12 protein-coding genes are annotated in these 13,216 nt (G+C 64.2%); 5 read left to right on the top strand and 7 right to left on the bottom strand.

Going from position 1 to position 13,216, the window contains the following annotated elements:
- Positions 1–297: 297 nt before the first annotated feature.
- Positions 298–828: an SH3 domain-containing protein gene (locus tag I6F31_RS30305; RefSeq protein ID WP_225135252.1), complete on the top strand. Its 531-nt coding sequence runs from the start codon at positions 298–300 to the stop codon at positions 826–828.
- A gap of 176 nt (positions 829–1,004) precedes the next feature.
- On the opposite strand, the gene irrA is transcribed toward I6F31_RS30305, so the two are convergent.
- Positions 1,005–1,493 carry an iron response transcriptional regulator IrrA gene (gene irrA / locus I6F31_RS30300; RefSeq protein ID WP_036009037.1) on the bottom strand — a complete coding sequence of 163 codons (489 nt, stop codon included), beginning with the start codon at positions 1,491–1,493 and terminating at the stop codon, positions 1,005–1,007.
- A gap of 348 nt (positions 1,494–1,841) precedes the next feature.
- On the opposite strand from irrA, the gene fabA reads away from it, so the two are divergent.
- The 3 genes from fabA (at position 1,842) to fabI (ending at position 4,560) form a co-directional block, all read left to right on the top strand.
- Complete coding sequence (gene fabA, locus I6F31_RS30295; protein ID WP_036009034.1) at positions 1,842–2,363, top strand: bifunctional 3-hydroxydecanoyl-ACP dehydratase/trans-2-decenoyl-ACP isomerase; 522 nt, start codon at positions 1,842–1,844, stop codon at positions 2,361–2,363.
- A gap of 39 nt (positions 2,364–2,402) precedes the next feature.
- The gene (gene fabB / locus I6F31_RS30290) at positions 2,403–3,626 is read left to right on the top strand and encodes a beta-ketoacyl-ACP synthase I (protein WP_036024480.1); all 1,224 of its coding nucleotides are present in this window, start codon (positions 2,403–2,405) and stop codon (positions 3,624–3,626) included.
- Between the two features lie 136 nt (positions 3,627–3,762).
- Positions 3,763–4,560 (top strand): enoyl-ACP reductase FabI, encoded by a 798-nt coding sequence (gene fabI, locus I6F31_RS30285; RefSeq protein ID WP_225186572.1) that lies wholly within the window; start codon positions 3,763–3,765, stop codon positions 4,558–4,560.
- Between the two features lie 130 nt (positions 4,561–4,690).
- Here fabI and I6F31_RS30280 read toward each other — a convergent pair whose 3' ends face one another.
- Genes I6F31_RS30280 through I6F31_RS30265 form a run of 4 tightly spaced genes read right to left on the bottom strand, consistent with a single transcriptional unit; the run spans position 4,691 to position 7,611 of the window.
- Positions 4,691–5,287 (bottom strand): glutathione S-transferase family protein, encoded by a 597-nt coding sequence (locus tag I6F31_RS30280; RefSeq protein WP_225186571.1) that lies wholly within the window; start codon positions 5,285–5,287, stop codon positions 4,691–4,693.
- Between the two features lie 11 nt (positions 5,288–5,298).
- Positions 5,299–6,162: a hypothetical protein gene (locus I6F31_RS30275; RefSeq protein WP_146207651.1), complete on the bottom strand. Its 864-nt coding sequence runs from the start codon at positions 6,160–6,162 to the stop codon at positions 5,299–5,301.
- Positions 6,163–6,209: 47 nt separating this feature from the next.
- Complete coding sequence (locus I6F31_RS30270) at positions 6,210–6,677, bottom strand: GNAT family N-acetyltransferase (RefSeq protein WP_225186570.1); 468 nt, start codon at positions 6,675–6,677, stop codon at positions 6,210–6,212.
- 7 nt (positions 6,678–6,684) lie between these two features.
- A complete protein-coding gene (locus I6F31_RS30265; protein ID WP_225157642.1) occupies positions 6,685–7,611 on the bottom strand; it encodes a hydrogen peroxide-inducible genes activator in 927 nt (308 codons plus the stop codon).
- Between the two features lie 114 nt (positions 7,612–7,725).
- Between I6F31_RS30265 and katG the strand changes: the two genes are divergently transcribed.
- The gene (gene katG, locus I6F31_RS30260) at positions 7,726–9,900 is read left to right on the top strand and encodes a catalase/peroxidase HPI (protein WP_225186569.1); all 2,175 of its coding nucleotides are present in this window, start codon (positions 7,726–7,728) and stop codon (positions 9,898–9,900) included.
- 63 nt (positions 9,901–9,963) lie between these two features.
- Here katG and I6F31_RS30255 read toward each other — a convergent pair whose 3' ends face one another.
- Complete coding sequence (locus I6F31_RS30255; protein WP_276573221.1) at positions 9,964–10,686, bottom strand: superoxide dismutase; 723 nt, start codon at positions 10,684–10,686, stop codon at positions 9,964–9,966.
- Positions 10,687–10,889: 203 nt separating this feature from the next.
- Entirely contained in the window at positions 10,890–13,052 is a 2,163-nt protein-coding gene (pnp, locus tag I6F31_RS30250; RefSeq protein ID WP_036009004.1) for a polyribonucleotide nucleotidyltransferase, read from the bottom strand.
- Positions 13,053–13,216 lie beyond the last annotated feature (164 nt).

Below are 13,216 nucleotides of genomic sequence, written 5' to 3'. Positions count from 1 at the left end.
GGCCGCCTCTGTCGCCAAAGGCCGGTCGTTGAGGCCTCATTAACCCGGTTGTTCGACACTGCCCTTGCCGTGTCCGTCCCCGGCGTTTCCTCCAAGCTCACCCGACATTTCCGGCCGGAAAATCGGGGCCAATTGGTTGCTCAAGTGCCCGTTCTCTCTAGCAGAAGGCCGGGCCAAGACAAGAACCACGGCTCAAGGCTTGGAACCCGCGTGGGGCGGGGAGAAGGGGCAGGCGCGGCAGGGTTTGGAATTTGGGGTGAGGGCCCGGTGTGCCGGGTCTTCGAAGGAGACGGGTTGATGGCGTTGGGGCGTTTTTGTTGGGTGATGGCGCTCGTTTGCACCTGGTTGAGCGCCTCGGTCGGGCCCTCGCATGCGGCGAAGGACAATACCCCGCAGACCACCAGCGGCTTGCCGGTGCCGCGCTATGTCAGCCTCAAATCGGATCACGTGAACGTCCGCGCCGGCCCGACCAAGGACAATGACGTCGCCTGGGTCTACACCCGTGCCGGCCTGCCGGTCGAAATTACCGCCGAGTTCGAGAACTGGCGCCGGGTGCGCGATTCCGAAGGCGCCGAGGGCTGGGTCTATCATTCCCTGCTGTCGGGCCGCCGCACCGCGGTCGTCACCATGAAGCACAAGGACGATCTCGCTCCGATCTATGACCGGCCCGATCCCGGCAGCGCGGTTGCGGCCAAGCTCCAGGCCGGCGTCGTCACCCAGGTCAAGAAATGCGCCGCAGGCTGGTGCCGCGTCATCGGCAATGGCTTCGACGGCTGGATCCAGCAGGAGCGCCTCTGGGGCGTCTATTCGGACGAGCAGGTCAACTGACGCCGTCGGGCGGCGGAGCAATCTGCCGCCCCAACGTCATGCCCGGGCTTGTCCCGGGCATCCACGCTCTTCTGACTAGTCCCAAAACGTGGATGGCCGGGACATAGGCGAGCGCAAGCGTCCCTTTGGACGGCTATGCCCGGCCATGACGACCAAATCAGTGATGCAGGATTAGATCAGCGCTTCTTGCGCAGGCGCACGACCATGTCGATGCGGGAGATCTCGTAGCCCTCGGGCACCTCCGGCATCTTGGACAGCGCCAGATGCGGATCCTCGATGTCGACCAGCTCGTGGCTGTTCTCGAGATAATAGTGGTGGTGGGTGGTGACGTTGGTGTCGAAATAGGTCTTGGTGCCGTCGACGCTGACCTGGCGCAGCAGGCCGGCATCGGTGAGCTGGTTCAGCGTGTTGTAGACGGTCGCCAGCGACACCGGGACCTTGGCGAGGGTGGCTTCCTCGTAGAGCATTTCAGCCGTGAGGTGGCGTGCGCCCTTGCCGAACAGCAGCCAGCCCAGCGCCATGCGCTGGCGCGTCGGCCGCAACCCCGCGGACTGCAGCATTTCGTTGACGTCGTGCCAGGGACACCCGGTCAGGGCCGGCTGGCGGCCGGACAGGAGGGCCGCGGCATGGTCGTCGTCGTGTTGGGACGCGGTATTCTCGTTCATTTCCAAGATTTCGGGCACGCGTGAACAATATCTCCCTGTAACATAAGAAGAGAAAGATGCAGATGCAAGTTTCTCGCAACTAGAGACGTTCTAATTAGGCTCGGAACCGGTTGGGGGAGCCCGTCATTTTACCTTCATCTCTGCGCTTTGCTACCCGAAATGGCCTGTGTTAGAGAGCGCGCGGTTCCGCTTAGCCGATTTTGGCGCAGCCGGGCATGGAGGCCCGGTTGGCAATCCATGCGAAGCTTGCGCAAGTCGCGGCCGGCGGTGGAGATTGGCGGTCCGATCGAGACGGGCCCATTTTCGCCAGGAACGCCGCTCAATCGGGATTTGAACAGAGGCTCGTGAATGCTGAACAGGCGCAACGGTTACGACTATGAAGATCTGCTGGCCTGTGCCCGCGGCGAGATGTTCGGCCCAGGCAACGCCCAGCTGCCGCTGCCGCCGATGCTGATGTTCGACCGCATCACCGACATCAACGACAATGGCGGTGAGTTCGGCAAGGGTCTGGTGCGCGCCGAGCTCGACGTGAAGCCCGACCTCTGGTTCTTCGGCTGCCATTTCAAGAACGATCCGGTCATGCCCGGCTGCCTCGGCCTCGATGCGCTGTGGCAGATGGTCGGCTTCTACCTCGGCTGGAGCGGGGGTGAAGGGCGCGGCCGGGCGCTTGGCCTGAGCGAGCTGAAGTTCGGCGGCCAGGTGCTGACCGACGCCCGCAAGGTTGTGTACAACGTCGATATCAAGCGCGTGATGCGTTCGAAGCTCGTGCTCGGCATCGCCGACGGGTGGCTTTCGGTCGATGACCAGATTATCTATCGCGCCAAGGATCTGAAGGTCGGCCTGTTCAAGCAGGGCACGAGCCTGGGCTGAGCGCATCACTAAGAAGACAACGATTGAGGCGAGGCTGTCATGAGGCGGGTTGTGGTCACCGGGATGGGCATCGTCTCGTCGATCGGAAACAACACCCAGGAAGTGCTTGCGAGCCTTCACGAGGCGAAGTCGGGCATTTCGCGGGCTGAGAAATATGCCGAGCTCGGCTTCCGTTCGCAGGTGCAAGGCGAGCCGTCGCTCGATCCGTCGACGGTGGTCGACCGCCGCGCGATGCGCTTCCTCGGCCAGGGCGCGGCGTGGAATCACATCGCGATGGAGCAGGCGATCCAGGATTCCGGCCTGTCGCCCGACGAAGTCTCCAACATCCGCACCGGCATCATCATGGGCTCCGGCGGCCCCTCGGCGCGCACCATCGTCGAAGCCGCCGACATCACCCGCTCCAAGGGACCGAAGCGCGTCGGCCCGTTTGCGGTGCCGAAGGCGATGTCCTCCACGGCGTCCGCGACGCTCGCGACCTGGTTCAAGATCAAGGGCGTGAACTATTCGATCTCATCGGCCTGCGCGACCTCCAACCATTGCGTCGGCAATGCCTATGAGACCATCCAGATCGGCAAGCAGGACGTCATCTTCGCCGGCGGCTGCGAGGAGCTGGACTGGTCACTGTCGGTGCTGTTCGACGCCATGGGCGCGATGTCCTCGAAGTACAACGACACGCCGGCCACGGCCTCGCGTCCCTACGATCTCAATCGCGACGGCTTCGTCATCGCCGGCGGCGCCGGCGTGTTGGTGCTGGAGGAGCTCGAGCATGCCAAGGCGCGCGGCGCGCGCATCTATGGCGAGGTGGTCGGCTATGGCGCGACCTCTGATGGCCACGACATGGTGGCGCCGTCGGGCGAAGGCGCCGAGCGCTGCATGCGCATGGCGATGTCGACGGTGAAAACCAAGGTCGACTACATCAACCCGCACGCGACCTCGACGCCGGCCGGCGATCCGCCGGAGATAGAGGCGATCCGCAAAGTATTCGGCGTCGGCGAGAAGTGCCCGCCGATCTCGGCGACCAAGGCGCTGACCGGCCATTCGCTCGGCGCCACCGGCGTGCAGGAAGCGATCTATTCGCTGCTGATGATGAACAACGGCTTCATCTGCGAGAGCGCGCACATCCAGGAGCTCGACCCCGTGTTCGCCGACATGCCGATCGTGCGCAAGCGCATCGACAACGCCAAGATCGGCACCGTGCTGTCGAACTCCTTCGGCTTCGGCGGCACCAACGCCACGCTGGTGTTCAGCCGGCTGGATGCGTGATCTCTGACTTTGTCATGCCCCGCGAAGGCGGGGCATCCAGTACGCCGCGGCTTCTCTATTTATCACGACGGTCTCTGGAATACTGGATCGCCCGCCTGCGCGGGCGATGACGTCGAAAATAGGAGCGATGGCGGCAATGGAAGGTTTGATGAAAGGCAAGCGCGGTCTGATCATGGGCATCGCCAATGATCATTCCATCGCCTGGGGCATGGCGCGGACGCTTCATGCCCATGGCGCCGAGCTTGCCTTCACCTTCCAGGGCGAGGCGCTCGGCAAGCGCGTCAAGCCGCTGGCGGAGCAGCTCGGCGTCGATCTGGTGCTGCCTTGCGACGTCGAGGACATCGCCAGTGTCGATGCCGCCTTCGCGGTGCTCCGCGAAAAGTGGGGCAAGCTCGACTTCGTCATCCACGCGATCGGCTTTGCCGACAAGAACGAGCTGAAGGGCCGCTATGCCGACACCAGCCGCGAGAATTTCTCGCGCACCATGGTGATCTCCTGCTTCTCGTTCACGGAGGTCGCAAAGCGCGCCGCCGAGCTGATGACGGAAGGCGGCAGCATGATCACGCTGACCTTCGGCGCCTCGGAGCGCGCGATGCCGAACTACAACGTCATGGGCGTGGCCAAGGCGGCGCTGGAGGCCTCCGTGCGCTATCTCGCCGCCGATTTCGGACCGAGCGGCATCCGCGTCAACGCGATTTCCGCAGGCCCCATCCGCACCCTCGCCGGCTCCGGCATCGGCGAGGCGCGGGCCATGTTCGGCTTCATGCAGAAGCACGCGCCGCTCCGCCGCGGCGTCACGCTCGACGAGCTCGGCGGCTCGGCGCTGTATCTGCTGTCGGATCTCTCCGGCGGTGTGACCGGCGAGATCCATTATGTGGATTCGGGCTACAACGTCATCCTGATGCCGCGGCCGGATGATTTGAAGTCGGAATAGCTTCGTAGCCTGGATGGAGCGCAGCGAAATCCGGGACAGGCTCATCCCCGGATGCGATTGCCCCGGATTGCGCTGCGCTCCATCCGGGCTACTGCAGCTACTTCGCTTTGCCTACCCTACGAGAGCTTGCTTAACCCGCCGCGATCTTCTCCGCGCGCTGGAACGCCGGCCGCGCCGTGCAGCGCGCGAGATAGGCATCGAACGCGGGGCGCGACGGCACCATCTTGAACAGGCGCACCGCGAAGTTCAGGCCCGAGCCGATCACGACGTCGGCGGCGGAAAATTCCTCGCCGAGAATCCACGGACCTTTTTCGAGCGCGGCTTCCAGCACGTCGAACACCTGCGTGGCGCTGCCCCAGGCCGCCGTCGAGGTCGGGATCTCGATCTTGGTGAAGATCTGGGTGATGGCCGGCTCGATGCAGCCCGGCGAGAAGAACAGCCATTGCAGATAGCGCGCGCGGCGCGGGTCGGTCACGGCGGGCGCGAGCCTGGTCTCGGGATAACGATCGGCGATGTAGGCGCAGATCGCGGCGGCTTCGCCGAGCGCCGCATCGCCGTCGATCAGCGCCGGCACCTTGCCCATCGGGTTGATCTTCAGATAGTCCGGCGCCTTCTGCGCGCCGGTCGAGATGTCGGTCAGCACGCGCTCATAGGGCAGGCCGCTCTCCTCCATCAGCCAGAGCGTCGTGAACGAGCGCGAGCGGGGCGACCAATAGAGCTTGATCATGGCGGGAACCTTTATTGCTGGAGCAGCTGAGGTAGCGTTTTGTCGAGACTCGTCGTCAGCAGCGTGCGGACACCATCGCGCAGCGCTTGGTTGCCCGCCACCTCGTTGGCAGACGCCGGAAAGGCCGTCTCATCCAATTCCTTGTTGGGGCCGCTGATCGGGTTGATCCCGATCAAGCGTGACATCATGGGTTCGGCATCCGTTGACGCCGCGCCCTTCTTGACGACCTCGAACGACTGTCCGTCGTACACGGTGATATAGGTCAGCGCGAACAGGAACGTGCGTCGCTTGATGGGATTGCCCCACTTCACGATGCCAAATCCTTCGACGGATTGATTCGTGTTGCTGAAGCCGTTCTGAAATCTCTCGACCAGGACATAGAGCTGACATTTGGTGCCTGCCGCGCTCTGCTGAACGAATTCCTGCCGCTCCTGGTTTCGTCTCAGCATCGGCGATCCGGATCCGCCAGCCTGCGCCCAGGCGCTCGGTGAATAAGCGAGGCGCTTGACAGATTTGCCGGCTGCGGCCGCGCGAACCCGCGACATGACGATGTCATCAAGTCCCCAGCCATCGATCGCGACGGGCACGTACTCGTTGCCAAACATGGTGAAGCCAACCTGCTGAACACCGAACCGGTTGCCGACGACGGAAATGAGACCAATCCCGCACGGTCCTGCATCCGCAGCGACAGCCTGTTTGGAGCTCGGGGCGGCTTTCGGCGTGGTGCTCTTGGCTGGCCGAGCCGGCGATGGAGCGGATTGGGCCGCCGCGCCTGCGATGAGCCCTAACAGAAAGATCGTAGTCAAGCAGATGCGAAACATGGGACGGCTGATGCAGGTTGCGGTTTCCAGGATATTCTCATCGACGAGAGACATCTACTAGTGCGCGCCGATGACAACCGCAAGGTGAAGACCCGCTCGTCCTACCCGCCGCCTGGCCGTTGCCGCTTCCACCGGTAACACTTCATCACGAACCCGTTCGACGGCTCGATCTCTTCCTTCTCGAACACAAAACCTTCGCGCTCGTACCAGCGCCAGGCCTTCTCGTTCTCGCGGACGCAGCGCAGATAGATCTCGTCGGGCATTTGCGTGCGCGTGAAGGCGAGCAATTGCCGGCCGAGCGATCGGCCCTGATGGGCAGGCGCGACGAACAGCATGTCGAGATAGAGCTTCGGCAGGTGCAGCGCGAGCATCGCGGCGATCGTGCCGCGATCGTCGGCGACGAACAGGCTCCAGCCGTTCTCGATCTCGCGCCTGATCCGCGCACGCAAGTTCGCCAGCAGGAAGTCGCTGGCTTCGGCGAGCCCGGTCGAGGCCCAGCTCTCCATCCAGACGCGGCCGATCTCATCGTATTCGTCGGAGCGGGCGAGGCGGATGACCGGATGCGACATCAGTCGGTCAAGCCTTCTGGCCGCGCAGGGATTGCCGCGCGCGCACCTTGCCCGCGGACAGGCACACCACCTCGGAGATCTGCAGCAGCTGCCGCGCCAGCGGGCTGGTCTTGCGCCAGACCATGCCGATGGTGCGCGACGGCTCGGGGTCGCGGAAGCGCGCCAGCGAGACCGAGGCGGAGCGCGTCTCCACCGGCACCGCCATCTCCGGGATCAACGTGACGCCGATGCCGGCGCTGACCATCTGCACCAGCGTCGATAGCGAGTTCGCATCGAGCATCTCGCGCGGCGGCGCAGCCTGCATGTTGCAGAAGGAGAGCGCCTGGTCGCGGAAACAGTGCCCTTCCTCGAGCAGCAGAAGCCGCATCTCGCGCATCATCTCGCGCGACGGCACCGGCGTGCCTTCATCGGCGCCCGGCCGCACCAGCAGAAACTTCTCCTCGAACAGCGCGACCTCGGTGAGCGAGGGCTCCGACACCGGCAGCGCCACGATGGCGGTGTCGAGCCGGCCCTCCACCAGCTCCTGGATCAGCCGCGGCGTCATGGTCTCGCGCACGCGGATGTCGAGCTCCGGGTGCATGCGCGTGAGGTTCTTGGTGATCTTGGGCAGCAAATAGGGCGCGATGGTCGGGATCATGCCGATGCGCAGGCGGCCGGCGAAGCGGTCCTGCGAAGCGCGCGCGAAATCGCCGAGCTCGTCGACTGAGCGCAGGATGTCGCGAACCCGTTGCGCCAGCTCCTCGCCGAACCGGGTCAGCGCGACCTGGCGCGCGCTGCGTTCCAGCAACAGGCCGCCGAGCGTCTCCTCCAGTTCCTTGATCTGCATCGACAGGGCCGGCTGCGAGATCGAGCAGGCCTCGGCGGCACGGCCGAAATGGCCGTGGCGCGCCAGCGCATCGAAATACCGGAGCTGGCGCAGCGTCAGGTTTATCATCAGAAAATCCTATCGCAGCGATCACTAAAGTCAACTTCCCCTGATAGGACGCGACGCTTAGAGTGGTTCTACCTGGCCAAGGGCGCGAGTTCGACGCCGCCAGAGGAGGTATTCATGGACGACACTTCGAAGTGCCCGTTTTCGGGCGGAAAACCCACGCGCTCAAACCGCGATTGGTGGCCGACGCAGCTCAACATCGAGGTGCTGCACAAGAATTCCGACAAGTCCGATCCGATGGACAAGGACTTCGATTACGCCAAGGAGTTCAAGTCGCTCGACCTGAACGCGGTCATCAAGGACCTGACCACGTTGATGACGGATTCTCAGGAATGGTGGCCGGCCGACTTCGGCCACTATGGCGGCCTCATGATCCGCATGGCCTGGCACAGCGCCGGCACCTATCGCACCACCGACGGCCGCGGTGGCGCCGGCGCCGGTCAGCAGCGTTTCGCCCCGCTCAACAGCTGGCCCGACAACGCCAATCTCGACAAGGCGCGCCGTCTGCTCTGGCCGATCAAGCAGAAATACGGCCAGAAGATTTCCTGGGCCGACCTGATGGTGCTCGCCGGCAACGTCGCGCTCGAATCGATGGGCTTCAAGACCTTTGGTTTCGCCGGCGGTCGCGTCGACGTCTGGGAGCCGGAAGAGCTCTATTGGGGTCCGGAAGGCACCTGGCTCGGTGATGAGCGCTACAGCGGCGAACGCCAGCTGGCGGAGCCGCTCGGCGCGGTGCAGATGGGCCTCATCTACGTCAATCCGGAAGGTCCGAACGGCAAGCCGGACCCGGTCGCCGCGGCCAAGGACATCCGCGAGACCTTCGCCCGCATGGCGATGAACGACGAGGAGACCGTCGCGCTGATCGCTGGCGGCCACAGCTTCGGCAAGACCCACGGTGCCGGCGATCCCTCGCTGGTCGGTCCAGAACCGGAAGCCGGTGCGCTTGAAGACCAGGGCCTCGGCTGGAAGAGCAAGCATGGGGCGGGCCACTCCGCCGACTCCATCACCAGCGGTCTGGAAGTGACCTGGACGAAGACGCCGACGAAGTGGAGCAACAACTTCTTCGAAAATCTCTTCAACTTCGAATGGGAGCTGACGAAGAGCCCGGCCGGCGCTCAGCAATGGACCGCCAAGAACGCCGAAGCGATCATTCCGGACGCGTTCGATCCGTCGAAGAAGCATCGGCCGACCATGCTGACGACCGACCTCTCGCTGCGCTTCGATCCCGTATATGAGAAGATTTCGCGTCGCTTCCTGGAGAACCCGGATCAGTTCGCGGACGCCTTCGCCCGCGCCTGGTTCAAGCTCACCCATCGCGACATGGGGCCGATCCAGCGCTATCTCGGCCCGCTGGTGCCGAAGGAGACGCTGATCTGGCAGGATCCGATTCCGGCCGTGAACCACGAGTTGGTCAGTGAGCAGGACATCGCGGCTCTCAAGTCCAAGATCTTGGCCTCGGGCCTGACGGTGCCGGAGTTGGTCTCGACGGCCTGGGCCTCGGCCTCGACGTTCCGCGGCTCGGACAAGCGCGGCGGCGCCAACGGTGCGCGCATCCGCCTTGCTCCGCAGAAGGACTGGGAGGTCAACGAGCCGGCCCAACTCGCTAAGGTGCTCGGCAAGCTTGAAGCCATCCAGAAGGACTTCAACGCGTCATCCGGCGCCAAGAAGGTCTCACTGGCGGACCTGATCGTGCTCGGCGGCACCGCCGCCGTCGAGAAGGCTGCCAAGGATGCCGGCGTCGACGTCAAGGTCGGCTTCACGCCGGGCCGCATGGATGCTTCGCAGGAGCAGACGGACGCGGCCTCCTTCGCGCCGCTGGAGCCGCGCGCAGATGGCTTCCGCAACTACATCGGCAAGCGGCATCAGTTCATGCAGCCCGAAGAGGCCCTCGTCGACCGCGCCCAGCTGCTGCGGCTGACCGGTCCGGAGATGACGGTGCTGGTCGGTGGCCTGCGTGTGCTCGGCGCCAATGCCGGCGGGTCGAAGCACGGCGTCTTCACCTCGAAGGTGGGAACGCTAAGCAACGACTATTTCTTCAACCTGCTCGACATGAGCACGCAGTGGGCACCGCCCGGCGCGGACGGCGTCTACGAAGGCCACGACCGCAAGACCAACACCGTCAAGTGGACCGCAACGCGCGTCGATCTGATCTTCGGCTCGCACTCGCAGCTTCGCGCCTTCGCCGAGGTCTATGCCACATCGGACTCCAAGGAGAAGTTCGTGAAGGACTTTGCGAAAGCCTGGACCAAGGTGATGAACCTCGACCGCTACGACATCGCGGCGCGATCCTGATCGGGGGCCCGCAAACAAAAGGGCGGCCGAGAGGCCGCCCTTTTTTCATCATCCGGATCGGCGTTACACGTCGAGTGTGCCGGCCTTCGCGGCAGCGTAGCGCTCGCCCACCGCCTTCCAGTTCACTGTGTTCCACCATGCCTTGAGATAATCGGCGCGCCGGTTCTGGTAGTTCAGATAGTAGGCGTGCTCCCAGACGTCATTGCCGAGCAGCGCCCGCTTGCCGTCCATCATCGGATTGTCCTGGTTGGGTCGCGTTTCGATGGCGAGCTTGCCATCCTTGCTGACAGTCACGAACACCCAGCCCGAGCCGAAGACCCGTCCGCCGGCAGCGTTGAAGTCCGTTTGCAATTTCTCCATGCCACCGAGATCGCTGTCGATCGCGGCGAGCAGGGCACCTTCCGGCTTGCCGCCGTTCGGTCCCATGATCTGCCAGAACATCGTGTGGTTGGCGTGGCCGCCCATGTTGTTGCGGACGCCAGTGCGGATCGCGTCGGGAACGGCGCCGAGATTGCCGAGCACTTCGCTGACCGGCTTTCCCGCGATCTGCGGATTGTCCTTGGCGAAATTGTTCAGGTTGGTGATGAACGCCTGATGATGGCGGCCGTGATGAATCTCCATCGTCTTGGCATCGATATGCGGTTCCAGCGCATTCGCCGGATAGGCCAAAGGATCGAGCTTGAACGGCCCTGCGGCGGCTTGCGCAAACGCCATGCGCGGGGCAGCGGCAGCCGCGACGAGGCCGGTTGCAGTGAACATGAGGCGGCGCCGGGATATGGACGTCATTTGGTTCTCCTGTCTTGGGACGATCCGCTGATGAAGCGTACGGCGGTACGATAGTTACGCAACACCAACCATTCTGGGTTTCGAACGCGGTCACTCCGACGCTGCGGCGGAAGCGCGCATGGCCCGCGATGATGCAGGCGGCATGGCAAAGAAAAAGGGCGGCCTCTCGGCCGCCCTTCGCGTTTCCGGACTGTCGCGAGGCCTTACTCGCCGGCGGCTTCGCGCGGGGCCTTCTCGCCCTCGCCGCCCTTGTCCTTGCCTTCGAGGTCTTCGCCCGTGGTCTGGTCGACCACCTTCATCGACAGGCGGGTCTTGCCGCGATCGTCGAAGCCGAGCAGCTTGACCTTGACCTTGTCGCCTTCCTTGACGACGTCGGAGGTCTTCTGCACGCGGTTGGCCGCGAGCTGGCTGATGTGGACGAGACCATCCTTGGAACCGAAGAAGTTCACGAAGGCGCCGAACTCCATCACCTTGACGACAGTGCCGTCATAGATCTGGCCGACTTCCGGATCGGACGCGATCGACTTGATCCACTTGATCGCCGCCTTCATCGCCTCGCCGTCGCTGGAGGCGACCTTCACGGTGCCGTCATCCTCGATGTTGACCTTGGCGCCGGTCTTCTCGACGATCTCGCGGATCACCTTGCCGCCGGTGCCGATCACCTCGCGGATCTTGTCGGTGGCGATCTTGAAGGTCTCGATGCGCGGCGCATATTCGCCGAGCTCGGCGCGGGCCGCGGTGAGGGCCTTGGCCATCTCGCCGAGGATATGGATGCGGCCGTCCTTGGCCTGAGCCAGCGCGACCTTCATTATCTCTTCGGTGATGCCCTCGATCTTGATGTCCATCTGGAGCGAGGTGATGCCCGCTTCCGTGCCGGCGACCTTGAAGTCCATGTCGCCGAGATGGTCCTCGTCGCCGAGGATGTCCGAGAGAACCGCAAAGCGCTTGTCTTCGAGGATCAGGCCCATCGCGATGCCCGCGGTCGGCCGCTTCAGCGGCACGCCCGCATCCATTAGCGCCAGCGAGGCGCCGCAGACCGAAGCCATCGAGGACGAGCCGTTGGACTCGGTGATCTCCGAGACCACGCGCGTGGTGTAGGGGAATTCATGGTGCGGCGGCAGCACCGGACGAATCGCGCGCCAGGCCAGCTTGCCGTGGCCGATCTCGCGGCGCTTGGTGCCGCCGAGGCGGCCGGTCTCGCCGACCGAATAGGGCGGGAAGTTGTAGTGCAGCAGGAACGTTTCCTTGTACGTCCCGGACAGCGCGTCGATGTACTGCTCGTCCTCGCCGGTGCCGAGCGTGGTCACGACCATCGCCTGGGTCTCGCCGCGGGTGAACAGCGCCGAGCCGTGGGCGCGGGGCAGCACGCCGACCTCGGCGACGATGTTGCGGACCGTCTTGCTGTCGCGGCCGTCGATGCGCTTGCCGGTATCGAGGATATTCCAGCGAACGATCTTGGCCTCGAGCTCCTTGAACACGCCGGCGACACGGAGCTTGTCGTATTTCGGCTCCTGGCCCTCCGGGAAGTAGTGGGCCATCACCTTTTCCTTGACGACGCCGACGGCGGCATAACGCTGCTGCTTGATCGGAATCGCATAGGCGGCGCGCAGCTCCTGCTCGACCAGGCCGAGCATCTCCTTCTCGAGCGCGGCGTTGTCGATGACGGTGACTTCGCGCGGCTCCTTGGCGGCCTTCTCGGCGAGCTCGATGATCGCGTTGATGACAGGCTGGAAGTGGCGGTGACCAAACATCACCGCGCCGAGCATGATGTCTTCGTTCAGTTCCTTGGCTTCCGATTCCACCATCAGCACGGCGTCGGCAGTGCCGGCGACGACGAGGTCGAGCTGGGTGTCGACCATCTCGTCGAGCGTCGGATTGAGAATGAACTCGTCGTTGGCGAAGCCGACGCGGGCCGCGCCGATCGGGCCCTTGAACGGCACGCCGGACAGCGTCAGCGCCGCGGAGGCCGCGACCATCGCCACGACGTCGGGATCGTTCTCCATGTCGTGCGACAGCACGGTGACGATCACCTGGGTCTCGTTACGCCAGCCGTCGACGAACAGCGGGCGGATCGGTCGGTCGATCAGGCGGGAGACCAGCGTCTCCTTCTCGGTCGGACGGCCCTCGCGCTTGAAATAGCCGCCGGGAATGCGGCCCGCAGCGTAGGCCTTTTCCTGGTAATCGACGGTCAGCGGCAGGAAGTCGACGCCCTCGCGCGGCGCCTTCGCCGCGACGACGGTGGCGAGCACCACGGTCTCGCCATAGGTGGCGACGACGGCGCCGTCGGCCTGGCGGGCGATCTTGCCGGTTTCGAGCTTGAGTGGGCGTCCGCCCCAGTCGATCTCGACTGAATGCTTATTGAACATAGAGGTCTTCTTTCATGGGTTCTCGAAAGAAGGGACGGCTCTCGAAAAACAAAAACCATGCGCAAGATTGCGGGACGCTGATCGGAGCGGATGATCAGCGTCCTGCGATCCTGCCATGGTTTTTGGATGTCGGATGGCGTCCATCCTTTCGGGTCATACGGGCG

The organism is Bradyrhizobium sp. NBAIM01 (genome assembly GCF_020194115.1).
In the GTDB taxonomy this organism is placed as follows: domain Bacteria; phylum Pseudomonadota; class Alphaproteobacteria; order Rhizobiales; family Xanthobacteraceae; genus Bradyrhizobium; species Bradyrhizobium yuanmingense.
Note: the sequence above shows the minus strand (reverse complement) of the source record. Positions and strands in the feature narration are given on the sequence as shown.

What these genes read in the sequence shown, in the direction of transcription:
- I6F31_RS30305 (WP_225135252.1), top strand. Translation starts at nt 298, where the DNA reads ATGGCGTTGGGGCGTTTTTGTTGGGTGATGGCGCTCGTTTGCACCTGG.
- irrA (WP_036009037.1), bottom strand. Translation starts at nt 1,493, where the DNA reads ATGAACGAGAATACCGCGTCCCAACACGACGACGACCATGCCGCGGCC.
- fabA (WP_036009034.1), top strand. Translation starts at nt 1,842, where the DNA reads ATGCTGAACAGGCGCAACGGTTACGACTATGAAGATCTGCTGGCCTGT.
- fabB (WP_036024480.1), top strand. Translation starts at nt 2,403, where the DNA reads ATGAGGCGGGTTGTGGTCACCGGGATGGGCATCGTCTCGTCGATCGGA.
- fabI (WP_225186572.1), top strand. Translation starts at nt 3,763, where the DNA reads ATGGAAGGTTTGATGAAAGGCAAGCGCGGTCTGATCATGGGCATCGCC.
- I6F31_RS30280 (WP_225186571.1), bottom strand. Translation starts at nt 5,287, where the DNA reads ATGATCAAGCTCTATTGGTCGCCCCGCTCGCGCTCGTTCACGACGCTC.
- I6F31_RS30275 (WP_146207651.1), bottom strand. Translation starts at nt 6,162, where the DNA reads ATGTCTCTCGTCGATGAGAATATCCTGGAAACCGCAACCTGCATCAGC.
- I6F31_RS30270 (WP_225186570.1), bottom strand. Translation starts at nt 6,677, where the DNA reads ATGTCGCATCCGGTCATCCGCCTCGCCCGCTCCGACGAATACGATGAG.
- I6F31_RS30265 (WP_225157642.1), bottom strand. Translation starts at nt 7,611, where the DNA reads ATGATAAACCTGACGCTGCGCCAGCTCCGGTATTTCGATGCGCTGGCG.
- katG (WP_225186569.1), top strand. Translation starts at nt 7,726, where the DNA reads ATGGACGACACTTCGAAGTGCCCGTTTTCGGGCGGAAAACCCACGCGC.
- I6F31_RS30255 (WP_276573221.1), bottom strand. Translation starts at nt 10,686, where the DNA reads ATGACGTCCATATCCCGGCGCCGCCTCATGTTCACTGCAACCGGCCTC.
- pnp (WP_036009004.1), bottom strand. Translation starts at nt 13,052, where the DNA reads ATGTTCAATAAGCATTCAGTCGAGATCGACTGGGGCGGACGCCCACTC.